The sequence below is a fragment of the Neorhizobium sp. BETTINA12A genome (assembly GCF_023006485.1).
Lineage (GTDB): Bacteria > Pseudomonadota > Alphaproteobacteria > Rhizobiales > Rhizobiaceae > Neorhizobium.
Genome location: NZ_JALBGW010000007.1, coordinates 1 through 21,358, shown reverse-complemented (window position 1 = coordinate 21,358; position 21,358 = coordinate 1). Strand labels below are relative to the sequence as shown.

Annotated in this window: 25 protein-coding genes and 1 other RNA gene; 17 read left to right on the top strand and 9 right to left on the bottom strand. The window is 59.7% G+C overall.

From position 1 onward, the window contains the following. Position 1 precedes the first annotated feature (1 nt). Positions 2 to 892: a tRNA (adenosine(37)-N6)-dimethylallyltransferase MiaA gene (gene miaA / locus MOV61_RS03650; protein WP_247135594.1), complete on the bottom strand. Its 891-nt coding sequence runs from the start codon at positions 890 to 892 to the stop codon at positions 2 to 4. On the opposite strand from miaA, the gene serB reads away from it, so the two are divergent. From serB to MOV61_RS03630, 4 genes are all read left to right on the top strand, one after another. Further along, complete coding sequence (gene serB, locus MOV61_RS03645; RefSeq protein WP_247135593.1) at positions 893 to 1,783, top strand: phosphoserine phosphatase SerB; 891 nt, start codon at positions 893 to 895, stop codon at positions 1,781 to 1,783. 91 nt (positions 1,784 to 1,874) lie between these two features. Beyond that, the gene (locus tag MOV61_RS03640; protein ID WP_247135592.1) at positions 1,875 to 2,189 is read left to right on the top strand and encodes a type II toxin-antitoxin system RelE/ParE family toxin; all 315 of its coding nucleotides are present in this window, start codon (positions 1,875 to 1,877) and stop codon (positions 2,187 to 2,189) included. Beyond that, complete coding sequence (locus tag MOV61_RS03635; RefSeq protein ID WP_105415726.1) at positions 2,186 to 2,497, top strand: helix-turn-helix domain-containing protein; 312 nt, start codon at positions 2,186 to 2,188, stop codon at positions 2,495 to 2,497. Before MOV61_RS03640 ends, MOV61_RS03635 begins: the two co-directional genes overlap by 4 nt. A gap of 24 nt (positions 2,498 to 2,521) precedes the next feature. Then, positions 2,522 to 3,103 carry a GNAT family N-acetyltransferase gene (locus tag MOV61_RS03630; protein WP_247135591.1) on the top strand — a complete coding sequence of 194 codons (582 nt, stop codon included), beginning with the start codon at positions 2,522 to 2,524 and terminating at the stop codon, positions 3,101 to 3,103. A 17-nt stretch (positions 3,104 to 3,120) separates the two neighbouring features. Here MOV61_RS03630 and MOV61_RS03625 read toward each other — a convergent pair whose 3' ends face one another. The 6 genes from MOV61_RS03625 to MOV61_RS03600 form a co-directional block, all read right to left on the bottom strand. Beyond that, entirely contained in the window at positions 3,121 to 4,767 is a 1,647-nt protein-coding gene (locus MOV61_RS03625) for a Do family serine endopeptidase (protein WP_038543438.1), read from the bottom strand. A gap of 222 nt (positions 4,768 to 4,989) precedes the next feature. Continuing rightward, entirely contained in the window at positions 4,990 to 5,940 is a 951-nt protein-coding gene (gene hflC / locus MOV61_RS03620; protein WP_038543440.1) for a protease modulator HflC, read from the bottom strand. Further along, positions 5,937 to 7,034, bottom strand: coding sequence for an FtsH protease activity modulator HflK (gene hflK / locus MOV61_RS03615; RefSeq protein WP_038543442.1), 1,098 nt, complete (start codon positions 7,032 to 7,034; stop codon positions 5,937 to 5,939). Before hflK ends, hflC begins: the two co-directional genes overlap by 4 nt. Positions 7,035 to 7,215: 181 nt before the next feature. After that, complete coding sequence (locus MOV61_RS03610; protein WP_309493667.1) at positions 7,216 to 7,947, bottom strand: dihydrofolate reductase; 732 nt, start codon at positions 7,945 to 7,947, stop codon at positions 7,216 to 7,218. Positions 7,948 to 8,020: 73 nt separating this feature from the next. Beyond that, positions 8,021 to 8,815, bottom strand: coding sequence for a thymidylate synthase (locus MOV61_RS03605; RefSeq protein WP_247135590.1), 795 nt, complete (start codon positions 8,813 to 8,815; stop codon positions 8,021 to 8,023). 100 nt (positions 8,816 to 8,915) lie between these two features. After that, a complete protein-coding gene (locus MOV61_RS03600; protein WP_247135589.1) occupies positions 8,916 to 9,809 on the bottom strand; it encodes an NAD(P)-dependent oxidoreductase in 894 nt (297 codons plus the stop codon). 252 nt (positions 9,810 to 10,061) lie between these two features. On the opposite strand from MOV61_RS03600, the gene MOV61_RS03595 reads away from it, so the two are divergent. Continuing rightward, a complete protein-coding gene (locus MOV61_RS03595) occupies positions 10,062 to 11,963 on the top strand; it encodes a DUF4396 domain-containing protein (RefSeq protein WP_247135588.1) in 1,902 nt (633 codons plus the stop codon). Between the two features lie 55 nt (positions 11,964 to 12,018). Here the strand turns inward: MOV61_RS03595 and MOV61_RS03590 are convergent, their stop codons facing one another. Together MOV61_RS03590 and MOV61_RS03585 are read right to left on the bottom strand one after the other, a co-directional pair. Beyond that, complete coding sequence (locus MOV61_RS03590) at positions 12,019 to 13,368, bottom strand: ATP-binding protein (protein ID WP_247135587.1); 1,350 nt, start codon at positions 13,366 to 13,368, stop codon at positions 12,019 to 12,021. Beyond that, on the bottom strand, positions 13,355 to 14,032 hold the full coding sequence (locus MOV61_RS03585) for a response regulator transcription factor (protein ID WP_038543453.1): 678 nt from the start codon (positions 14,030 to 14,032) through the stop codon (positions 13,355 to 13,357). Before MOV61_RS03585 ends, MOV61_RS03590 begins: the two co-directional genes overlap by 14 nt. A gap of 226 nt (positions 14,033 to 14,258) precedes the next feature. Between MOV61_RS03585 and MOV61_RS03580 the strand changes: the two genes are divergently transcribed. The 12 genes from MOV61_RS03580 to MOV61_RS03525 all read left to right on the top strand — a co-directional run bounded on the left by MOV61_RS03580 (position 14,259) and on the right by MOV61_RS03525 (position 21,177). Beyond that, a complete protein-coding gene (locus MOV61_RS03580; protein WP_247135586.1) occupies positions 14,259 to 14,531 on the top strand; it encodes a hypothetical protein in 273 nt (90 codons plus the stop codon). A 140-nt stretch (positions 14,532 to 14,671) separates the two neighbouring features. After that, entirely contained in the window at positions 14,672 to 14,920 is a 249-nt protein-coding gene (locus tag MOV61_RS03575) for a hypothetical protein (RefSeq protein ID WP_247135585.1), read from the top strand. 161 nt (positions 14,921 to 15,081) lie between these two features. Continuing rightward, on the top strand, positions 15,082 to 15,468 hold the full coding sequence (locus MOV61_RS03570) for a hypothetical protein (protein WP_247034169.1): 387 nt from the start codon (positions 15,082 to 15,084) through the stop codon (positions 15,466 to 15,468). An 88-nt stretch (positions 15,469 to 15,556) separates the two neighbouring features. Then, entirely contained in the window at positions 15,557 to 15,775 is a 219-nt protein-coding gene (locus tag MOV61_RS03565; protein WP_247135584.1) for a hypothetical protein, read from the top strand. 5 nt (positions 15,776 to 15,780) lie between these two features. Next, positions 15,781 to 17,241 (top strand): TolC family protein, encoded by a 1,461-nt coding sequence (locus MOV61_RS03560; RefSeq protein WP_247135583.1) that lies wholly within the window; start codon positions 15,781 to 15,783, stop codon positions 17,239 to 17,241. 14 nt (positions 17,242 to 17,255) lie between these two features. After that, positions 17,256 to 18,614: a multicopper oxidase family protein gene (locus MOV61_RS03555; protein ID WP_247135582.1), complete on the top strand. Its 1,359-nt coding sequence runs from the start codon at positions 17,256 to 17,258 to the stop codon at positions 18,612 to 18,614. Between the two features lie 31 nt (positions 18,615 to 18,645). Then, entirely contained in the window at positions 18,646 to 19,122 is a 477-nt protein-coding gene (locus MOV61_RS03550) for a plastocyanin/azurin family copper-binding protein (protein WP_038549284.1), read from the top strand. Between the two features lie 21 nt (positions 19,123 to 19,143). Beyond that, the gene (locus MOV61_RS03545) at positions 19,144 to 19,428 is read left to right on the top strand and encodes a copper-binding protein (RefSeq protein WP_247135581.1); all 285 of its coding nucleotides are present in this window, start codon (positions 19,144 to 19,146) and stop codon (positions 19,426 to 19,428) included. A gap of 200 nt (positions 19,429 to 19,628) precedes the next feature. Then, positions 19,629 to 20,010: a transfer-messenger RNA gene (gene ssrA / locus MOV61_RS03540) on the top strand. A 120-nt stretch (positions 20,011 to 20,130) separates the two neighbouring features. After that, on the top strand, positions 20,131 to 20,637 hold the full coding sequence (locus MOV61_RS03535) for an SspB family protein (protein ID WP_038543462.1): 507 nt from the start codon (positions 20,131 to 20,133) through the stop codon (positions 20,635 to 20,637). Between the two features lie 21 nt (positions 20,638 to 20,658). Further along, positions 20,659 to 20,853, top strand: a complete 195-nt coding sequence (locus MOV61_RS03530; protein WP_247034175.1) for a DUF4169 family protein — start codon at positions 20,659 to 20,661, stop codon at positions 20,851 to 20,853. A 114-nt stretch (positions 20,854 to 20,967) separates the two neighbouring features. Further along, positions 20,968 to 21,177 carry a ribbon-helix-helix domain-containing protein gene (locus MOV61_RS03525; protein ID WP_038543466.1) on the top strand — a complete coding sequence of 70 codons (210 nt, stop codon included), beginning with the start codon at positions 20,968 to 20,970 and terminating at the stop codon, positions 21,175 to 21,177. Positions 21,178 to 21,358 lie beyond the last annotated feature (181 nt).

Sequence of the window (21,358 nt, the reverse complement as noted above, 5' to 3'; positions counted from 1 at the left end):
CTCAGGCCAATCGCTCCCAGCTTTCGTCCATCTGGTTGCGAAACCAGGTCATCTGCCGCTTGGCATATTGGCGGGTCAGTGCAGAGCTGCGTTCGATAACCTCTTCCCGGCTGATGCGGCCTTCCAGCATCTCGGCGATCTGTGCAACGCCGATCGCCTTCATGACGGGCAGATCGGGTGCGGGACCGAGCGCCAGCAGCGCCCTCACCTCATCCACGGCCCCGGTCTCCAGCATTGTCTCGAAACGGCGGTTGATCCGTTCGTGCAGCAGTTTCCTGTCCGGCAGGACGACAAGCTTCTTCGCCCTCGAAGGGGCGATCACCATCGGCCCCTGCCTGCCCTGAAACTCGGTGATGGAGCGACCGGTCTCGGCCAGAACCTCCAACGCCCTTACGATCCGCTGCCCGTCCCTGGCCTCCAGGCTCGCGGCTAAGGGCGGGTCACGCACCAGAAGCTCCGCATGCAGCGCCTCGGGGCCTTCCTCCTTCAGGCGCAGGCGCACCTCGCAGCGAATATCCTGCGAGATTTCCGGCATGTCGGACAGCCCGCCGGTCAGCGCCTTGAAATAAAGCCCGGTGCCGCCGACGAAGACCGGCAGCCGGCCGTCGCGCTTCAATTCCGGCAGGAGCGCCGTCACGTCCCGCAGCCACTCGCCGGTGGAATAAGCCCTCGTCGCCGGCACATGCCCGTAGAGCAGGTGCGGCACGCCCTCCATCTCGTCCTCCGCCGGTCGCGCCGTCAGGATCCGCAGCGTGTCGTAGACCTGCATGCTGTCGGCATTGATCACCACACCGTTTTTCTCGCGCGCCAGGCGCAATGCAAGCGCCGACTTGCCGCTGGCCGTCGGCCCGGTTATCAGGATCGCATCAAAATTGTCGATAAGGTCGCTCATATGGCTTTCGTTGCCACGCTCATTGCCCATCCGTCAAACCCAGTTCTCACGCAAAAGCTCGGAGAACAAGCGGCGGAGGCAGTGAAAGCCTCGGGCCTCTACTGGCTGGCGGATGGTATCGCCTGCGATATCGCGCTGCGCGACGGAACCGACCCGCAGATAGCCGAGGCCGATCTGAGGGCTCTCATTGGCAGCGCACCCATCGATCTCGTTATCCAGGCTGCGGATACGCGTCGCAAGAAATTCCTGATCGCCGACATGGATTCGACCATGATCGGCCAGGAATGCATCGACGAGCTTGCCGATGTCGTCGGGCTGAAGGACAAGGTCGCGACGATCACAACGCGTGCCATGAACGGCGAGATCGCCTTCGAGCCCGCCCTTCGCGAACGTGTCGCACTTCTGAAGGGCCTGCCGATCACCGTCGTCGACGACGTCATCGCCAAGCGCATCACGCTGACATCTGGCGGGCCGGAACTGATCGCCACCATGAAGGCCAGAGGCAATTACGCCGCCCTCGTGTCGGGCGGCTTTACCGTCTTTACCAGCCGCATCGCCGCGACCCTCGGCTTCGACGAGAACCGCGCCAACATCCTCCTCGAAAACGATGGCATTCTCACCGGTGAGGTTGCCGAACCCATCCTCGGCAAGCAGGCCAAGATCGACGCGCTTCTCGCCATCACCGAAAAACTCGGGATTTTGCCGGACGACACGATCGCCGTCGGCGACGGCGCCAACGATCTCGGCATGCTCGACATCGCCGGTTCCGGCGTCGCGCTGCACGCCAAGCCCACCGTTGCCGCCCAGGCCAAGATGCGCATCGACCACGGCGACTTAACCGCCCTGCTCTACATCCAGGGTTATCGCAGGACGGATTTTATCGTCACCTGAACACAACCTAAGCGATTGACGAAGTGCAGTTCGCATCGCATCATACGCATTGAAAATCATTGCAAAAATGGTATATTCAATGCGTTAGAAAATGGAATTTCTGAACGATCGCATCAGGATCGAGCTAGAGGCGTTTCCTACCGATATTGTTGCCAGTTTTCTCCGCATCGTAAAGCTGATCGAGCTGGAAGGACCCGCCAAGGTGCACGAGCCCTATGTGAAGCACCTTGAAGGGCCGATCTGGAAAATGCGGATGCGCGGCCGAGACGGGATAGCCCGGGCAGCTTATTATGTAACGGCTTCAGGTCATCGGATCGTGGTCTTGCATGTCTTTCAGAAGAAGACGCAGAAAACGCCCAGACGCGAAATTGAGATCGCGCTCAGACGGGCAAAGGATGTGAGATGAACAAGAAGAGCCTTCTGGTAAGCGAGGCAGCGAAGGAATGGTTCAAGGACCCCGAATTCGTCGCAGCCTATGATGCGCTCGAAGAGGAGTTTGCCCTCGCGGAGGCCTTGATAAAGGCACGCGCCCAGGCCTCCATGACGCAGGAAGACGTCGCCAAGGCCATGGGCACGACTCAGGCCGCCATCGCCCGGCTGGAGAGTGGTCGTTCCATGCCCTCGACCCGCACCCTGCAACGGTTCGCCGATGCGACGGGCACAAAGCTTCGCATCAGTTTCCAGAAGCCAAAATCCTCTTCGAGAGCGTCATAGCGCAGGCTGACCGTGCATCATCCGATGATCATCCTCGAAACCGAACGCCTGCGCCTCAGGAGCTGGATCGACAGCGACCGTGATCTCTTTCGAGAGATCAATTCCGATCCGAAGGTGATGGAATTTTTTCCGTTCCGCCGCACCCATGAAGAGGCGGATGCGTTTCTCGCCAGGCTCAACGACACGATCACCGAGACGGGGCTCGGTTTCTACGCGCTGGAACTGAAGGAAACACAGGAGCCCGTGGGTTTCTGCGGCCTGTCCCTCGCCAACATGCCGGATATCTTTCCGCTGGAAACGGTGGAGATCGGCTGGCGGCTGGCGACCCGGTTCTGGGGCAACGGTTATGCCACGGAGGCAGCACGCGCCCTGCTCGACTTCGCTTTCGGGGAAAAGCATCTCGACGCAGTCGTCTCCTTTGCAGTCGGCGAAAACAGGCGATCGACCGCGGTGATGAAACGGCTCGGCCTGCACCGCATCACCGGCATGGATTTCGACCATCCGCGGGTGCCGGATACGCACCCGCATCTGAAACCGCATGTGGTCTATGCGGTCACGCGCGACGAATGGCAACGGCAGAAGGCGGCTGCGGAACGCACCCGCTGACCGCTCTGCTCTTGAGTTTACTCCAGCGGCAGCGCCACGAAGCGCAGGTTGCCGGAAGGATCCGAAACCATCACATGCGCGTTGCGGCGGCCTTCGGACTTCAGCACGGCGATCCGCTTGACGACGTCGGCCGGGCTTTCGACAAAATCCTGCGCCACCTCGACCACGACCTCGCCGACCTTCAGCCCCTTCTGGGCGGCGGGCGAGTTCGGCGCGACGGCCGTGATCACCACGCCCTCGACGCTTTCGACAATGCTGAAGCTCTTGCGGCGGTCCTCGTCGAGCACGGCGAGCGTCATGCCGAAGGCTGCGGCAGGGTCCCGGCTGAGCTCGCCCTTCTGGTCGCCGGGCGCATTGTTGTTGGGCGCCTTGTTCTGGCCCTGGCCTTCCGGCAGGGCCGGCTGATCGTCTTCCTCCTGCGGCTCGGCACTGTCTTCGAGGCGCCCGAGCGTCACCTTGACGGTCTGCTGCTTGCCGTCGCGCAGGATCACCACGTCGACTTCCTTGCTGACCGGGCTTTCCGCTACGATGCGCGGCAGGTCGCGCATCTCGTTGACCGCCTGGCCGTCGAAGCTCAGGATCACGTCGCCGGCCTTGATCTCGCCGTTCTTGATCGGCCCGCCGCTGACCACGCCCGACACCAGCGCGCCACGTGCCCGGTCGAGACCAAGGCTTGCCGCAACGTCGTCGGTCACCGGCTGGATGCGCACGCCGAGCCAGCCGCGACGCGTCTCGCCGAATTCGGTCAGCTGGTGCACGACATTTTCGGCAAGTTCCGTCGGCACGGCGAAACCGATGCCGATCGAACCGCCGGAGGGTGAAATGATCGCCGTGTTGATACCGATCACCTCGCCGCGCATGTTGAACAGCGGGCCACCGGAATTGCCCTTGTTGATCGCCGCATCCGTCTGGATAAAGTTGTCATAGGGGCCGGCATTGATGTTGCGCCCACGCGCCGAGATGATGCCCAGTGTCACGGACCCGCCGAGGCCGAACGGGTTGCCGATCGCCATCACCCAGTCGCCGATCCGCATGCGGCGGGAATCGCCGAAACGCACGGCCTTCAGCGGCGCCTTGGGCTCGACCTTGAGCACCGAAAGGTCGGTCTTGGTGTCGGTGCCGACCAGCCTGGCCTTGAGCTTCGTGCCGTTCGGAAAAATCACCTCGATGTCGTCGGCACCTTCGATGACGTGGTTGTTGGTGACCACGTAGCCGGAAGGGTCGATCACGAAGCCGGAGCCGAGGGAAGAAACCTTCTGATTGCCGTTCTGCTTGCCCTGGCCATCGAAGAAGTCCTCGAAGAACTCCTGGAAAGGCGAGCCCTCCTGGATCTGTGGCTGTGGGCCGGCCCCCTGGTCCTTGACGCTCTGCGATGTCGAGATGTTGACGACGGCATCGAGCAGACCTTCGGCGAGATCAGCGATCGAACCCGGGCCGCCGCCTGCCATCGGCGCTGGAGCCGGAGGCGGATTGATGCTCGGCGACGGTGTCGGCGGGGCCGGCAGCATGACGCCGGGAGAACCGGCGGCCGGCGGATTTGCATTCTGCCCCGGAGCGGCAGGGACCGGCGTCTGGGCAATCGCCTGCAAGGGTGCCGCCAGGACGGCAAAAGTTGCCGCAAGCGTGACGGTGCGCTTGAAGGTCGATCGAACCGAATGGGCCATCTGGCGTCCTCGCTGTTGGATTGTCCGCATCACCCCGGAAGAGCGGTCTCGACCCGGGCAGGCTATAGGAACCTTTGAATCGGGCGGAGTTTCGGCAGAGCATAAGGCGGAATGACGACGGTGGAAATTACCTTTTCGTGAGGATTGTGTCCTCTACCCGTCACGCCTGTGGATGGTCCTGTTATGAAAGGGGCGGCATTGCGCCGCCCCAGTCCTATGGGATCAATTCGCCGGCGCTGCGGGTGCAGCAGGCGGCGCCGGCCGCGCAGGTGCCGGCACCGGTGCAAGTGCCTGACCTGCGGACGAGTTGAAGAACCGGAAGAATTCCGAATCCGGCGACAACACAAGCGTCGTGCCGTTATCGGCAAGTGCGGCCACATAGGCGCGCATCGTGCGGTAGAACTCGAAGAAGGCCGGATCGCGCTGGAAGGCCTCGCCGAAGATCTTGTTGCGCTCGGCATCGCCCTGACCGCGCAGGATTTCCGAATCCCGCTGCGCTTCGGAGACCAGTTCGACGACCTGACGGTCGGCGATGGCACGACGCCGCTGGCCCTGCTCGTTACCACGGGCGCGGATCAGCTCGGCCTCGGCAAGACGCTCGGCCTTCATGCGCTGGAAGGTCTGCTGAGAGACTTCCTGAGTGAGGTCGGTGCGCCGGATACGAACGTCGCGGATCGCAAGCCCAAGGGTTTCCGCCGCAGCAGTGAGGTCGGTGCGAACCTCCTGCATCATCGAAGAGCGTTCGTTGGAGAGCGCCGCATCGAAATTGCGCAGACCGTAGACACGGCGCAACGCTGCATCGAGGCGGGTGCGAAGCCGCGACTCGGCCGAATCGCGATCACCCGAGACCGTTTCCCGGAAGAGGCGCGGATCGGCGATCGAATAGACGACGAAAGCGTCGACTTCATAAAACGCGCCACCGCGCACCTGTACGCGGATATTGTCGAGATCGAAGCGCAAAGCCCGGTCCTCGACATACTGGACACGATCGGCATCCATGAAGGCGAATGGCAGCTTGAAATAGATGCCAGGCGCGCGCTTGACGTCCTGGATCTCACCAAAGCGGACGACGACTGCCTGTTCGCGCTCGTTGACCACGAAAACCGACGAATAGATCAGCACGAGGAGAACCGCGAGGCCGATCAGGATTGCGGGGAGTCGATTGGAGTTCATCGTGTGCCCCCCTGGGTCGTCTGCGGCTTGATCATCTCGTTGAGCGGCAGATAGGGAACCACGCCGTCCTTGTTGTCCAGAATGATCTTGCGGGAATTCTTCAGGACCGTTTCCATGGTTTCGAGGAAGATCCGCCGGCGCGTCACTTCAGGCGCGTTCGCATATTCGTTGTAGATCGAAACGAAGCGCTGCGCTTCGCCCTGCGCTTCGTTGACGACCTTGTCCTTGTAGGCGGATGCCTCTTCACGGACCTGGGCTGACTGACCGCGCGCCTGGCCGAGCTTCTGGTTGGAATACTGGTTCGCTTCTTCGACGAAACGATCCTCGTCCTGTTCGGCGCGCTGTACTTCTTCGAACGCGTCGGCCACTTCACGCGGAGGAGCTGCATCCTCGATCGGCACGGCATTGATGGAAAGGCCGGAGCCGTAGGTATCCATCGTGCCCTGGATGATATTACGCACTTCGGTCGAGATGCCTTCGCGGTTGTCGCGGAAGATGTCCTGAGCCGGGCGACGGCCGACGACTTCGCGCATGGCGCTTTCGGAAACCTGCTGCAGCGTCGCGGCCGGGCCTTCGAGGTTGAACAGATAGGCCTTCGGATCGGTGACGGTGAACAGGACCGAGAACTGCACGTTGACGATGTTCTGGTCGCCGGTCAGCATCCAGCCGGCATTGGAGCTGGAGCCCCGCGTCGCGCCGATATTCTGCTGCTGTTCGGTGACCTTGACGATCTCGACGGTTTCGAGCGGCCAGAAATGGAAATGCAGGCCCGGCATGGAGATTTCATCCTTCGGCCGCCCGAAACGCAGTTCGACGCCACGCTCGTCCGGCTGAACGGTGTAGATGGACTGAAAGGCGAGGAAGGCGAAAATGACGATGATCACGATCGTGAAGGCGCCGCCGTTGAAGCCGCCGGGCATCATGCCGCGCAGCCTGTCCTGACTGCGCCTTATGATATCTTCGAGGTCCGGCGGCCCGCCGCTTCCCCCGCCGCCGCGCGGGCGGTTCGGTCCCTGTCCCCAGGGGCCCTGATTATTACCGCCACCGCCGCCCCAAGGGCCACCGCCGCCACCATTCTGATTGCTCCAGGGCATCAAAACCTCTTTGTTCGTATTCGCTCCCAAGCCGCGACCCTGCCGTGCGGCATCGATCTGGCTATTGCCCGTTATAGGGATGGGGAGGCCCGCTTTCAACGCAGGTTCAATAACTTCCCGTTCAACGGTAACGAAATGTTTCAGTTTGTCGCAACTGGACGACTAACTTGCCATAAGGCCGCTAGAGATTTTCTATGAAATTAAGCTGTTGCTCCTCGAGCGACTGCTCAACCCGAGCTGGCATGCCCTCTGCGAATTCATCCCATTTCGTTTCGAAGAGAGGGTTACTCTCTTTGAATTCTGTAATGAATCTCTGCCTATGCTCCGGCTTACGCCGAACCATATACGATATCCGAAACGAAAAATCGTCTATCTCAGATCTTGGGAATTCACGCTCGTACTTAAAATACCATTCCTTTGGATCGAAATCGTAATCAAATTTAGCGTCGCCGTTTATGGGGCCTGTATTGACATCCGTAAGAAATATCTTGTTGATATATTTACTGAATATTCCATAAACGTTCTCACCGCCAATAATAAAGAACTGCGGTTTTTCCATGCAAATGGAATAAAAATCAGCCAACAGCAGCGCCGTTTCTGGATTTCTAGCCCATTTTACGTTTTCGGTATCTTCGAGCTCTTCGCGAGATAGGACGATGTTTACCCGTCGAGGAAGCGGCTTACCAATAGACTCAAAGGTCTTCCGCCCCATAATAATCGCGTGACCTTGGGTAAGTGATTTAAAGTTTTTTAGGTCGGTTCCTAAATGCCAAGGCAACCTATTTTCGATACCGATTATGCGGTCCGGGTAGCTCCTCGCCACAACCGTTACGGCTGACGGCATCTTCGCTCTCGGTTTTTTAGACACTGCTACTACCTTCGTACTGACTCCGCTGCCAAACAGCGCGTGCAAGGTAATTTCACAGATAAAAGTTTAAAACAACCACATCAAAAAATTGGTCTGTGAGAAAACAAGCCCGCCGAAATCACACCGCCACCGCCGCCTTGATATGCGGATCGGCCTCATACCCTTCGAGCGCAAAATCCTCGAAGCGGAAGGAGAAAATGTCCTTCACGGCGGGATTGATGCGCATCGTCGGCAGCGCCTTCGGAGTGCGGGTCAGCTGCAGCTTCGCCTGCTCGAAATGATCCGAATAGATATGCGTATCGCCGAGCGTGTGGACGAAGTCGCCGGGCTTCAGGCCGGTGACCTGCGCCACCATCATCGTCAGCAGGGCGTAGGACGCGATGTTGAACGGCACGCCGAGGAAGACGTCGGCGGAACGCTGGTAGAGCTGGCAGGAGAGCTTGCCGTCCGCGACATAGAACTGGAACAGGCAGTGGCAGGCCGGTAGCGCCATGTCGTCGAGCTGGCCGACGTTCCAGGCCGATACGATATGCCGGCGCGAATTCGGATTGACCTTGAGGCCCTCGATCAGCTGCGAGATCTGGTCGACATGGCTGCCGTCGGGGGCGGGCCAGGAGCGCCACTGGTAGCCGTAGACGGGCCCGAGCTCACCCTTCTCGTCGGCCCATTCATCCCAGATCGAAACGCCGTTCTCTTTCAGGTAGGCGATATTGGTGTCGCCCTTCAGGAACCACAGGAGCTCGTGGATGATCGACCTTAGATGCAGCTTCTTGGTCGTGAGGACCGGAAAACCTTCCGTGAGGTCGAAGCGCATCTGGTAGCCGAACACCGAGCGGGTGCCCTTGCCGGTCCGGTCGCCCCGGTCGGTGCCGGTTTCCATCACATGCCGGAGAAGATCGAGATATTGTTTCATGGGGTCAGGCCGCCGATTCCATCGTCATGGAATCATATAGTAGCACAGGTGGGCCCGACCAATCTCGTTTGATGGCTTTCCCCCGTTTTAGCGGCGCTAATCAATTGGAGACGTATTTCCGCCAGTTGTGGCTTTCGGCAAAACCCAACACCTCCCGGATCTTGCGGTTGCTGATCGGCGCCTCGAATTCACCGATCTCGCCTGTGATGGGCGTTCCGGGCGCCCAACGCTCCAGGAAGGGTCCGGTCGGCTCAAGCGCCGTGATCGTGTCGTTGACCGCATTGAAGACTTGGAAGCCCAGCCCGTCCTTTTCGACGCACAGATGCACGATCTGGCCGAGATCGCGGGCATCGATGTAGCTCCAGGCATTGCGCTTGCGCGACGGCGGGTCCGCCAGGAAGGCGGGGAAGCGGCTGTAGTCCTCCGGCGAGATCACGTTGCCGATCCGCAACGCATAGATGTCTGCGCCGAAACGCATGGCGAAGGCCCGCGCCGTCTTCTCGTTGACGACCTTGGAGAGACCGTAGCTATCCATCGGATCGACATCGTAATCCTCGGTAAGCGGGAACGAATGATAGTCCTTGTCGCCTTCGGCGAAGCAGACGCCATAGGTCGTCTCGCTGGACGCGATGATAACCTTGGAGATGCCGAGCTTCATCGCCGCCTCGATGACATTGTAGGTGGAGATCGTGTTGGCCGAAAACGTCGCGTTGTCGGGCCGCATCAGGATGCGCGGCACGGCGGCGAAATGCACCACCGCATCGACGGGCGCCGGCCCCTTGCCGCTTTCCAGCCCCTTGAAGCCGAAATGCATGGAGAGCGCATTGAAAGTCTCGCCGCCGTCCCTGAGATCGGTAATGAGAGTGTTGACGCCAGGGCAATCGAGCGGCACCAGGTCGAGGTTGAAGACCTCATGCCCTTGCCCGAGAAGATACGGCACGACATGCCGCCCGGCCTTGCCGCTGCCGCCGGTGAATACGATCCGTTTGCCCATGACCGCGCCTCCTCAAATACCATCCGGGCCCTGTCGCGACTGTCGATATCGTCCGCCTGCCTTTTGCGAGCCCGGTATCGCCAGCCGAAAACGACCTGTCCGGGTCAATGATGAAGCATGGCACCGCCAGCCCGTCAACGCCGATCACGCAAAAGCAGAACGCATGAAACATGCCTGGCGGCGTTTGACCTTCCAACGCTGGAAACTTGTAGTGTCCGCTCCATCTCGTGACTTCGCGATGTGGAGGAAGCCATGTTCATCCAGCCAATCGATTACCTTCTCTTCGTCTGGTTCATCCTGGCCGGCATCAGCACGCTCTACGTTGCCTGGGACCAGTTCAGGAACAATCCCGAACCGGCGGTGATGAAATGGGGCTTCATCCTCGTCACGCTCTACCTCGGGCCGATCGGCCTGCTCCTCTACATCCTGGCGGACAAGGAACCTGTGCCCGGAACGCATGAGGAATTCATCAAGCCGCTGTGGAAGCAGGGGATCGGCTCCACGATCCACTGCGTTGCCGGTGACGCCACGGGCATCATCATCGCCGCCGCGATCACCGCACTTCTCGGCCTGCCGATGTGGATCGACATCATCATCGAATACATTGCCGGTTTCACGCTCGGCCTGTTCATCTTCCAGGCTCTGTTCATGAAGAACATGATGGGCGGCACTTACTGGCAGAATGTCCGAAACTCCTTCATGCCGGAATTCATCAGCATGAATGCGATGATGGCCGGCATGGCTCCCGTCATGGCGATCCTGATGATGGGCCGCGACATGAGGGCCATGTGGCCGGAAGAAATGCTCTTCTGGGGCGTGATGGCCCTCGGCATCGGGGTCGGTTTTGCGATCGCCTACCCGTTCAATGTCTGGCTGGTCGCCAAGGGGCTGAAGCACGGGCTGATGACGGAGAGAGGCCAAATGGCCGGCGACATGCATGGGCAGCACCGACAGGAGGGCGCACATGCCTACGGAGACGAGAACCGACAAGAGCAAGCCGGCAGTCATCAGCATCACGTGTCGGGGCAAGATCACGCAAACCGCGCATTCGCCCCTACCCGCGTTCAGATCGCTGCGATGGCCAGTTTCACGTCGATCATGCTGGTCGCCGGCTTCGCCTATCCGTTCACCAGGGTGAACATGCATCTGAGCGCCCACGACGTCGGTGGTGCGATCATGGCTCCCGGAATGATCATGGCGTTCGATACGCCCGGCGACTCGATGCGCGACATGGCGGCGGTCGATCCGCGTCTCATGAGTTTTCAGGCGCGGGAGACGGCGACCGGCGGCGAAGTTCTTCAGCCGCGCATGGATGGTGACGTCAAGGTCTTCGACCTGACTGCCTCGGTGATCCGATGGTCGATCCTACCCGGCGAAACGGTGGAAGCCTATGCCTACAACAATCAGGTTCCGGGGCCGACCTTGCGGGTCGTGCAAGGCGACAAGGTCCGGATCAACGTCACGAACCGGCTGCCCGAAAGCACCACCGTTCATTGGCATGGCCTGATCCTGCCAAACGAGATGGACGGGCCCGCCCAGATCACCCAGAAGCCGATAGAGCCGGGGCAGACCTTCACCTACGAGTACACGGTCGGGCAGTCCGGCACGTATTTCTACCACACGCACGACCATGTGGATCGGCAGCAGTCCCTTGGCCTTTACGGGGCACTGATCATCGATCCTAAGGATGCGGCCAACGAAATTCCCGCCGATCTCGAATATACGATGCAACTTCAGGAATGGGTAAAGCGGGAGTGGCTCACATATCCCGCCATGCCGATGGAAGGTGCGCTGCCCAACTTCTTCACGATCAACGGGAAATCCTATCCGGCGACGGATACGATCAAGATGAAGGTCGGGCAGAAATTGAAGGTGCGCTTCGTCGGCTCCCACACGACGGCCATCCATCCGATGCACATTCACGGAGGCCCGTTCGAGGTCGCTGCGCGTGACGGCGAGACGCTACCGCCGCCAGCTCGTTATCTGGCTGACACCGTCAACGTTGCTCCCGGACAACGGTATGACGTCATATGGACCGCCCGGCGGCCGGGCAAATGGCTCGTCCACTGCCATATCCCCCACCACACGACCAACAACAATGTCGAGGTCGATGGCGGTGGCGGCTTGATGCTAGTGATCGATGTGCAACCGTGAACGAGTGCGAGGGTGACGGCCCGAAAATCGCACGCGAAGCACTGCCCCCGCAGTTTCAGAGGCAGCGAAACAGAATAACCACAGACAATCCCGGCGCATTGTCCAGCAACTCGACCTTCGCACCATGAAGCTCTGCAATCGCTTTTACGAGGCTGAGGCCAAGACCTGATCCGACAGTAGTTCTGCTTTTTTCCAGCCGATAGAAGCGATCGAATACCCGCTCCCGCTCTTCCGCAGGAATGCCTGGGCCGTCATCGGATACGCTCAGGCAGATCGCGCCGCCACGATGCGTCAAGCCCAATGTGATGGTGGAGCCGGACGGGGTATGACGGAGTGCGTTGGCGAGCAGATTGGCCAACATTTGCCTTATCAGGTCGGGATCGGCGCGAACCTGACATTCCTCTCCGGCCTCTTGTATACGAAGCTCGTAGCCGGCCTCCGCCGCAATCACGTCGTAAATGTCGTAGATGTCGCGGACCAGCGCCGTGAGATCGATTGACTTGAAATGGGCAGTCCTGTTGCGGGCCTCAATCTGAGCAATCCTCAAAAGTGCGTCGAACGTGTTCGCTATCGCGGTTAGTTCAGCGAGAGCGGCCTCTATCGCGTTTTTGGCCTCTTCCGTCGTTTCTGCTTGCAGAGCGTCGTCCAGGATCAGGAACGTGCGACCGATGGGCGTTTTCAGGTCATGAGCAACGTCCGTCGTTACCTGGTGCAAGGTGGCGACGCTCGCCTCCAGACGCTCCAACGCAACATTGACCTCCGACGATAACATGTCGATCTCGTCCATCCTCGAAGAGACCGGCAGTCGCCTCGCAAGCTCGCCGCGTCCGATGGCATGAGCGGTTTGAGACAGCTCGGAAATCCGCCGACGGGTGCGATATCTCAGCACGACGGCTCCGCCGAGCCCGACTGCGAATACGATTGCGGTGGCCCACCCGAAGCTGAACAGCACGATCCGTGCCAATTCGTCGGTGTCGCCGTAGCTGATGCCAACGGTCAGGTCGTTCCCGTCGAGCTGGCCCCGGAACAGCTTGTAGTTGGCGTCGCTTTGATGCTGATCTTTGGGTCTCAGGGTGGAGAAGCCTTTCGCAACGCCTTTCAGTTCAGCGTTTCCAGCGATCAGCGCTCCGGATGAATTCCGGAGGGTGTAGATCGTCTCTTCGCCTCGGATCGCTGGACCATGGCTGTTGATCATGCTGATTGCGCCCGGGAGACCGCGAGCCTCGTAGGCTGAACCGATTTCCCTGTATCGCTCCATAACGTTTGCGTTGAGCCGGTCGTCGAGAAAGTTCAGCACCATCTGGTAGGCGATGACGTTGGCTGCGAGGTAGGAGACGACAAACAGCGATATGTAGAGGAAGGCAAGCCGGACAGCCGTGCTCTTGAAGAAGCTACCGCCGCGCATGCAGGCTATAGCCGGTGTTGCGGACGGTGTGCAGGAGCGGGAAATCGAACGGTTTATCGATCTTCGACCGCAACCGGCTGATATGGGTTTCGACCACGGAGCTTTGTGGATCGAAATTGAAGTTCCAGATCCTCTCCAGAAGCATCGTTTTGGTGAGCACCCTTCCCTCGTTTCGCATCAGAAGCTCCAGCAGCGTGAATTCTCTCGGCAGCAGTTCAAGAAGCACCCCCGCTCGTTCGGCAGTTCGCTTGACCAGATCGAGTTCAAGATCCCCTACGCGCAACTTCGTCTTCTCCGCAGCCATTGGCGGACGTCTGAGCAACGCGTTGATCCTCGCCGTCAGCTCCGAAAAGGCGAAAGGTTTTACGAGATAATCATCGCCCCCCGCTTCGAGACCCTCGACGCGGTCATCGACACCGCTCATGGCCGTGAGGAAAAGAACCGGGGTTCGGACAGAGGCTGCACGAAGGCTCTTTACCAGCGTCAGTCCGTCCAGTGCTGGAACCATCCGGTCTACGATCATCACGTCATAGGAAGTGTCAAGTCCGGCCGTCAACCCATCCCTGCCATCGACAACCCAATCTACGACATGTCCAGCCGACGTAAAACCTTTGAGGATATAGCTGGCCGTCTTCTCGTCATCTTCTATGAGGAGGATTTTCATGGGGCTTCCGGTTTGTAGAGCGGTATTTTGGTCGGGCGCTCTGCGATGCTCCAAGCGGCACAATTCAGGTTTTTGTTGCGGCAGGATCTCAGCCCCGCCTAACCCGTGATAGCCGCGGCGGCAAGCTGTTCCACCTTACAAATTTGTAAACTTGGCGAAAGGCGGCCGACAAAGCCGCGATGTAGCTTCCTCACGCTGCACTAAGCAGTCGAACGAGGAAAAGATCATGAATTCCAAATTCCTAATCCTATCGGTTGCTTTCGCAGCCGTTGCAGTCCCCGCTCTGGCAAACGGCCCGTTGGCCTCCGGAGCGTCTCATGTGGATGCTATTGTTCAGGGCCACGGCAAACCCGGAGAAACCGCTGTTGCCAAGTCAAATAGCAACGTCACGTTCCGGGTCCTCGACAATGGCATCGTTGAGCGCACCAACAAGCGGTTCGGGACCGTTTCCGTAACCAATCCGCGTGCTGAGCTGCATAAATCCCGCGACAACCGCTGACCTCGGCACCGTCCGATTCGGCGCAGACGAGTTTTCAACTGCCGTCGATCGGCCATTCCCGGCTCAACATTCAAGACATCGGCAACTCGTCGACCATGGTCGCTAACTCCAGTGATCGGCAATTCTGAAGGAATATCACAATGATGAAAGCAGCTTCCGCTGCCACGCTTTTGGCCGCAATTTTCCTGAGCGCCGCCGCCCTGGCCCAGGAAGGTAATTACTACGAAGGGGCTGACCGCAACCCTCCGCTGGAAGCATCAGCAGCGCGGGACGCCAGCTACGGATATACCGGATCGATCAACAATCCGGCGCTTCGTAGCGGTTGGGACACGAGCCCGAAGACAACCAACAGCGGCGACTACTACGGTGGTTCGGACCGGCCCAATTAAAGCCACTGCAATTGGTGCCCGCTGAACTCAGATGCGGCGGGTCGCCCTTCGTGCCTTCGTGGCGTTGTTGCAATGCCACACGAACGACATGAAACAGTGGTTGAAAAAGGCGTCGATTGACAAGCTCGAAGGCACTGGCAATCCTCATAGGCATGAGTGGGATGTATCGAATCACATCTAAAGCGATGGCACTGATATTCAGGCTGGTGATGATCTCGTCACTGGCCGGGTACAGCTTTTCTGCTGTCAACGCCGCGATGCATCCTGAGAGTTCCGCCCAAATCTCGCAGATTCAGGATGATCATTCCTCTCGCCATGACGACGACGCTGTTGCGATGGCGGATGCAGATCATCACGGCGGCCAGCAAGATCACGGCAGCCCGGAGAAGTCCAAGAACTCCTGCTGCAAGGATTATTGCGGCGTTGCGGCCATCACATGCTCCGGCTCCTCGTTGAGCCATCCGCGCGTGGTTTCCATTCGCGAGTTCATTGACGACACGGACACCGTCGGTCAAAGGCCGAGCCTTCATCGTCCACCCAATATCTGAGAACTAGCACCCGCACTGCGGGTCTTGCTGTGCTTGTGCGCAAGTCGGCGCATCGGCGCAATTGCGATCTTATTCTCGGATTTTCACCATGAAACGTTTGTTACTGGTGGTTGCCTTGCCGCTGTTTGCCAGCGGATGCGCATCCACGTTGCCTGAAGTCGTTGCTTCAACAGACCACCCCGACAACCCGTCCGCGCTCAGGCCGGTCCGCTATCAAAGCCCCATCGGCGGCTACACCCATCGCATGCCCGTCGATCCGAAGCCCTGGCGCGGTCTCAACGACGCCCAGGCTCCGAAAAAAGGATGAGCGCGATGATCGCACGTCACATCAAGCTCGTGTCCGCCGTCGTGCTTCCTCTCGTCGCCGCTGGTTGCGTGACGACAGACTACTCGGCCAAAGACGCCGGATTCACGAACGCCTCGTCGAAAAGCAGCGAGGCAACCGGCAAACAGACCGTTTGGGTGCAAAACCGACAGCAGGCTGCGACAGTCCGCGACCGCGTGAAGGCGCTGATGGCCAGGAAAACCGTCGACGTCGAGACCGCCGTCCAGGTTGCTCTCCTGAACAACAAGGGCCTTCAGGCGTCTTACGCCGATTTGGGCGATAGTGCTGCGGATGCATGGCAGACGCAGCTTTCGGTTTTGCCGACCTTTTCCATCGGCCTGACCGGTATAGGCACTCCCGGACTTGAGGCATATCGTGTTCTTGAAGGGGCTGTCGCAGCCAATATCCTGGCGCTGGCAACCTACGACAAGAACATCAAGCTGGCCGATACACGGTTCCGCCAGGCCCAGCTCAACGCAGCCATAGCCACGATTTCTCTGGCTGCCGAAACGCGTCGCGCCTGGATCAACGCCGTGGCGGCATGGGAGAATGTCGCCTACCTCAACCAGGCGAAGGCAGCCGCCGACGCTGCGTCCGAACTTGCCAAGAAGATCGGCGAAGCCGGATCGATGCCGAAGGCGGAACAAGCGCGGGAACACGTCTTTTACGCCGAGTTGACGGGAGAGACCGCCAAGGCAAGGCTCGAAGCGAAGCTCGCCAAGGAAGAACTGATCAGGCTGATGGGCCTCTCCGGCTCCGACATCGACTTCCAGATTCCCAACCGTCTTCCAACGCTGCCGAAGACATTGCTCAAACGCGACGACATCGAGGTTGAATCGATTCACAAACGCATGGACCTGCAGGTCGCCCGCCTGGAGCTTCAGGCGACCGCTCAGTCCTACAAGCTCGAAGACGTCACCCGCTTCGTCACCGAGATCGAACTCGTCGGCGCCTACGAAAAGGAACGCGAGCGCGACGAGGGCAAGATCCTTTCGGATGTCGGAAAGACGGCCTCGCTGGAGTTCACGATCCCGATCTTCGATTCCGGCCAGGCTCGTCTGCGAAAGGGCGAACTCGCCTACATGCGGGCGGCCAATCAGCTGGCGGAATTTGCGGTCAACGCCCGCTCGCAAGCCCGCTCCGCTTACCTCGCCTACAAGTCGAACTACGACATCGCACGCCACTACCGAAACAACGTCCTGCCGTTGCGCAATGCAATCGAGCAGCAGTCCATGCTCACCTACAACGGCATGATCACCAGCACCTTCGAACTGATCGCCGACAGCCGCGACAAGATCGACTCCACCATCCTCGCCGTCAACGCCAAGCGCGACTTCTGGCTCGCCGAAGCAAGCCTTGCCCCCGTCGTCTATGGCGGCGGCACCGGTTCAGCCTCGGCGGAAACCAGGGTCGCTTCGGCTGACGAGACCAAAAGCGGCGGACATTGAGAAAGGAAACGAGAATGTTCAGTAGAAGACAATTGCTCGGGGCAGGTGCCGCCGGTGCCGCACTCGTCCACTCCCAGGCCTGGGGGCAGACTTCGAACATGGGTCTGCCGGAGGCGGCGGTCATGGATTCCGCCTCAACCCAGCCACCGGTTCGGCCATCCGTCGGTCCGGATTATAACCCGGTCGTGACCCTGAACGGATGGACCCTGCCCTTCCGGATGAACAACGGCGTCAAGGAGTTTCACCTCGTCGCGGAGCCGGTGGAACGCGAGATGGCCGAAGGCATGACGGCCTATCTCTGGGGCTACAACGGCCAGTCGCCGGGACCGACGATCGAGGCCGTCGAAGGCGATCGCGTTCGTATCTTCGTCACCAACAAGTTGCCGGAGCATACGACGGTTCACTGGCACGGTATGATCGTCCCGTCAGGGATGGACGGTGTGGGCGGTCTTTCGCAACCCCACATTCCCGTCGGCAAGACCTTCGTCTACGAGTTCGACCTCGTGAAGTCGGGTACCTTCATGTACCACCCGCATTCGGACGAGATGGTCCAGATGGCGATGGGCATGATGGGCTTCTTCGTCGTTCATCCCAAGGACCCGAAGTTCATGCCGGTGGACCGCGACTTCGTCTTCCTGCTTAGCGCCTACGACATCGATCCCGGCACCTATGTGCCGCGCGTCATGGAGATGACCGACTTTAATCTCTGGACCTGGAACAGCCGCATCTTCCCCGGCATCGATCCGCTGGTGGTCTCGAAGAACGACAAGGTCCGCGTCCGCGTCGGCAACCTGACGATGACCAACCATCCGATCCACATGCACGGCTACGACTTCGAGGTGACGTGCACGGACGGCGGCTGGGTCCGACCCGAGGCACGCTGGCCGGAGGTCAGCATCGACATTCCGGTGGGCGCCATGCGGGCCTACGAGTTCGATGCGAAACATGTCGGCGACTGGGCGATCCATTGCCACAAGTCGCACCACACGATGAACGCGATGGGACACGAAATCCCGACGTTTATCGGTGTCGACAAAAAGGAAGTCGCAAAGAAAATCCGGCAGTTCCGTCCTGAATACGTCCCCATGGGCACCGCCGGCATGGCGGATATGGGCGAAATGTCGATGGAGATACCGGAGAACACCGTTCCCATGATGACTGGCTGGGGACCTCACGGCCCCATCGAGATGGGCGGCATGTTTTCGGTGGTGAAGGTCCGCGAGGGCATCTCGGCGGGCGATTTCACCGATCCGGGTTGGTACGAAAACCCGCCCGGCACACAGGCCTGGGAGTGGACGGGAAACCTCCCCGACGCGCCCAAGGCCAAAGACGCAAAGACGCAGCCGCCTTCGAAACATTCGAGCCACGGCTGATCCAAACACTCCCAAGCAAAAGGACATGACCATGAAAACTGCAATCCTCGGCCTCCTCCTGGCCACACTCGCAACCCCGGTCCTCGCATCGGGCAGTCATGCGGGCGGCCACGGCGAGATCGCCGCCGGCGAACCTGGAGACAAGTCGAAAGTCAGCCAGACGATCCGGATCAGCATGAAGGAGACGCCCGACGGCAAGATGATCTTCACCCCGAACGACTTCAAGGTCCGCAAAGGCCAGACCGTTCGCTTCACCATCAAGAACGAAGGCGAACTCGATCACGAATTCGTCCTCGACCAGGAAGCCAAGGTGATGGAGCACAAGGCGGTCATGGAGAAGTTCCCGGACATGGAACATGACGATCCGAACGCGATCCGCCTCAAGGCCGGCAAGTCCGGCGATATCGTCTGGAAGTTCACCAACGACGGCGTCTTCAAGATCGCCTGCCTCGTTCCCGGCCACTACGACGCCGGAATGCACGGCGACGTCACGGTCGCCGACAAGTAAGCAAGAAGGAAGCAAAAGCCTATGAAAACCGTTCTCAAATTTGCTGTCGTCGCAGCACTCACCCTCACATCCGCCGCCGGGGCGTTTGCTCAGGAGTTCACCAAGGGCACCGTCAAGAAGCTCGATAACGGAGCCAAGAAGGTCACGCTCATCCACGAGGAGCTGAAGGATCTCGGAATGCCCGCGATGACCATGGTCTTTCAGGTCGGCGACGACGCGTTGCTGACCAAGCTGAAGGAAGGCGCCAAGGTGCAGTTCGTCGCTGAACGCGTCAACGGCAAGCTGACGGTCACGCAGGTAAAGTGACCCCAAGGCCGCGCTTCCTTCTGGCAGCGCGGCCTTACCTTTCGGAAGGCCATCCGAAAACCACGGCGCCACAGTGGCGATCGATTGCGGGGTTCAATTCTGCTTGCATGACCGCAAACCGCCGCGAAGAGGTCAATTCCTCTGGGCCCGTGCGAAAATCATCGTGACGATCGGATTATCGGGGTCTTTCACGCCGGCCACCCCTTTTCACCGAGGGGCGAAGCGCCTATATGACGGTTGCCGGACTTCGGTCCGGCTATGGCAATAAACGGTCGGTGTAATAAACCTATTGGACCCGGGGGCGGTACCCGGCGCCTCCACCAAAAACCGGTCGGTCACATCGGGAAACCATGAGGACCGGCTTTTGATGGGGGCGAAATAGGATCGACAAGGGCTTAAAGATCGAACTTTTGCTCGGCATGATACCACCGTTATCGGGTCAAAAAGTGTAGTTGCAAACGACAACAACGCTAAGGGTTATGCTCTCGCTGCCTAATGGCGGTGCGGGAAATCCGAACTAAGTCCTTAGAGGTAGCACTTTAAGGCGGGGTCCGAAGGCACCTGGCAACAGAAGCCTTCACCTTCGCTCCCCAGTCGAATACTATGGAACTGACTCGGATGCTCGTCGGGGCTTCCCCGCACCGGGCCGGCATGGCATAACGCGTCTGACTAAAAGACGAGAGAATGGAAAGACAGGACCGTATGGGGCAGGACCACATCCGTTACGATATTCTGGCGCAGGACGCTTTGCGCGGCGTCATCCGTAAGGTTTTGACCGAGGTTGCGGCCACCGGCCGTCTGCCGGGCGAACATCATTTCTTCATCACCTTCCTGACCGGCGCCCCGGGCGTGCGCATCTCGCAGCACCTCAAGGCGAAATATGCCGAACAGATGACCATCGTCGTCCAGCACCAGTTCTGGGATCTCAAGGTCTCCGAAACCCAGTTCGAAGTGGGCCTTTCCTTCTCCGACACGCCGGAACGCCTGGTCGTTCCCTTCAATGCCATTCGCGGCTTCTACGATCCGTCTGTGAATTTCGAACTCGAGTTCGAAGTGCCGCTCGCCGACGAGGATGAAAACACCACCGCTGAAATCACGGCCATCCCTGTCGAAGCCGTTTCCAAATCCACCGATACCGAAGCCAAGCCCGGCGAAGAGAAGAAGCCTGGCTCCGTCATCTCGCTCGATTCCTTCCGCAAGAAGCAGTAAGCGCCGGGAGGCGCATCAGCCATGAGCGCCGAAATCGTCAACCTTCGCCAGTTCCGCAAAGCTAAGGAACGGCGCGAAAAGGAAAAGGAGGCGGAACAGAACCGCCTCACCTTCGGCCGTACCAAGGCCGACAAGTCCCTGACCAAGGCACGCAATGACAAGGCGGAGAAGGGGCTCGACCAGGGCCACCTGGAAAAGCCCGGCAAGGACGACTGAGTTTCCGTCCGGTGCATATTAATGATCCGCTAACCAGGCTTGCGCCGATCGGCTTGACGCCGGAAGTACCACAGTCTGAATAAGCGAGCTTGTTCAGAAGGTCCGGAGAGTTTCGTGATCCGCAAACATTCCGCGACCCTTCACGGTCATCGCACCAGTTTTTCGCTCGAAGACGAATTCTGGCTCGAGCTGAAAGCGATCGCCACAAAACGCGATATCAGCCTGGCAACCCTGATCGCCGAGATCGACGATCAAAGGGGTGCCGGCAGCAATCTCTCCTCGGCGTTGCGCGTCCACGTCCTCACCTGGCTCAAGTCCTCCTAGATCCGCGTTGCGGCAGCTATCGCTGCACCCCCGGCAGGCTCGGTATGTTGGGCGTGCCCGCGGACGGAAGGCTCGGGAAGTTCTGACGGATCGCGTCGTCGGTCGGCGGCACGATCAGTTGCGGCGGCTGGCTGATCTGACGCTGACGCATTTCTTCGGCCGCTCGGGCCGCCGCCTCCAC

Bases quoted from the DNA above. Each gene is read 5' to 3' on its own strand.
- MOV61_RS03555 (WP_247135582.1), top strand. From the start codon at position 17,256: ATGTTCAGTAGAAGACAATTGCTCGGGGCAGGTGCCGCCGGTGCCGCA.
- MOV61_RS03570 (WP_247034169.1), top strand. From the start codon at position 15,082: ATGTATCGAATCACATCTAAAGCGATGGCACTGATATTCAGGCTGGTG.
- MOV61_RS03630 (WP_247135591.1), top strand. From the start codon at position 2,522: ATGATCATCCTCGAAACCGAACGCCTGCGCCTCAGGAGCTGGATCGAC.
- hflC (WP_038543440.1), bottom strand. From the start codon at position 5,940: ATGAACTCCAATCGACTCCCCGCAATCCTGATCGGCCTCGCGGTTCTC.
- MOV61_RS03560 (WP_247135583.1), top strand. From the start codon at position 15,781: ATGATCGCACGTCACATCAAGCTCGTGTCCGCCGTCGTGCTTCCTCTC.
- MOV61_RS03635 (WP_105415726.1), top strand. From the start codon at position 2,186: ATGAACAAGAAGAGCCTTCTGGTAAGCGAGGCAGCGAAGGAATGGTTC.
- hflK (WP_038543442.1), bottom strand. From the start codon at position 7,034: ATGCCCTGGAGCAATCAGAATGGTGGCGGCGGTGGCCCTTGGGGCGGC.
- MOV61_RS03550 (WP_038549284.1), top strand. From the start codon at position 18,646: ATGAAAACTGCAATCCTCGGCCTCCTCCTGGCCACACTCGCAACCCCG.
- MOV61_RS03580 (WP_247135586.1), top strand. From the start codon at position 14,259: ATGAATTCCAAATTCCTAATCCTATCGGTTGCTTTCGCAGCCGTTGCA.
- MOV61_RS03600 (WP_247135589.1), bottom strand. From the start codon at position 9,809: ATGGGCAAACGGATCGTATTCACCGGCGGCAGCGGCAAGGCCGGGCGG.
- MOV61_RS03595 (WP_247135588.1), top strand. From the start codon at position 10,062: ATGTTCATCCAGCCAATCGATTACCTTCTCTTCGTCTGGTTCATCCTG.
- MOV61_RS03575 (WP_247135585.1), top strand. From the start codon at position 14,672: ATGATGAAAGCAGCTTCCGCTGCCACGCTTTTGGCCGCAATTTTCCTG.
- MOV61_RS03590 (WP_247135587.1), bottom strand. From the start codon at position 13,368: ATGCGCGGCGGTAGCTTCTTCAAGAGCACGGCTGTCCGGCTTGCCTTC.
- MOV61_RS03585 (WP_038543453.1), bottom strand. From the start codon at position 14,032: ATGAAAATCCTCCTCATAGAAGATGACGAGAAGACGGCCAGCTATATC.
- MOV61_RS03565 (WP_247135584.1), top strand. From the start codon at position 15,557: ATGAAACGTTTGTTACTGGTGGTTGCCTTGCCGCTGTTTGCCAGCGGA.
- MOV61_RS03605 (WP_247135590.1), bottom strand. From the start codon at position 8,815: ATGAAACAATATCTCGATCTTCTCCGGCATGTGATGGAAACCGGCACC.
- serB (WP_247135593.1), top strand. From the start codon at position 893: ATGGCTTTCGTTGCCACGCTCATTGCCCATCCGTCAAACCCAGTTCTC.
- MOV61_RS03625 (WP_038543438.1), bottom strand. From the start codon at position 4,767: ATGGCCCATTCGGTTCGATCGACCTTCAAGCGCACCGTCACGCTTGCG.
- miaA (WP_247135594.1), bottom strand. From the start codon at position 892: ATGAGCGACCTTATCGACAATTTTGATGCGATCCTGATAACCGGGCCG.
- MOV61_RS03640 (WP_247135592.1), top strand. From the start codon at position 1,875: ATGGAATTTCTGAACGATCGCATCAGGATCGAGCTAGAGGCGTTTCCT.
- MOV61_RS03545 (WP_247135581.1), top strand. From the start codon at position 19,144: ATGAAAACCGTTCTCAAATTTGCTGTCGTCGCAGCACTCACCCTCACA.
- MOV61_RS03535 (WP_038543462.1), top strand. From the start codon at position 20,131: ATGGGGCAGGACCACATCCGTTACGATATTCTGGCGCAGGACGCTTTG.
- MOV61_RS03530 (WP_247034175.1), top strand. From the start codon at position 20,659: ATGAGCGCCGAAATCGTCAACCTTCGCCAGTTCCGCAAAGCTAAGGAA.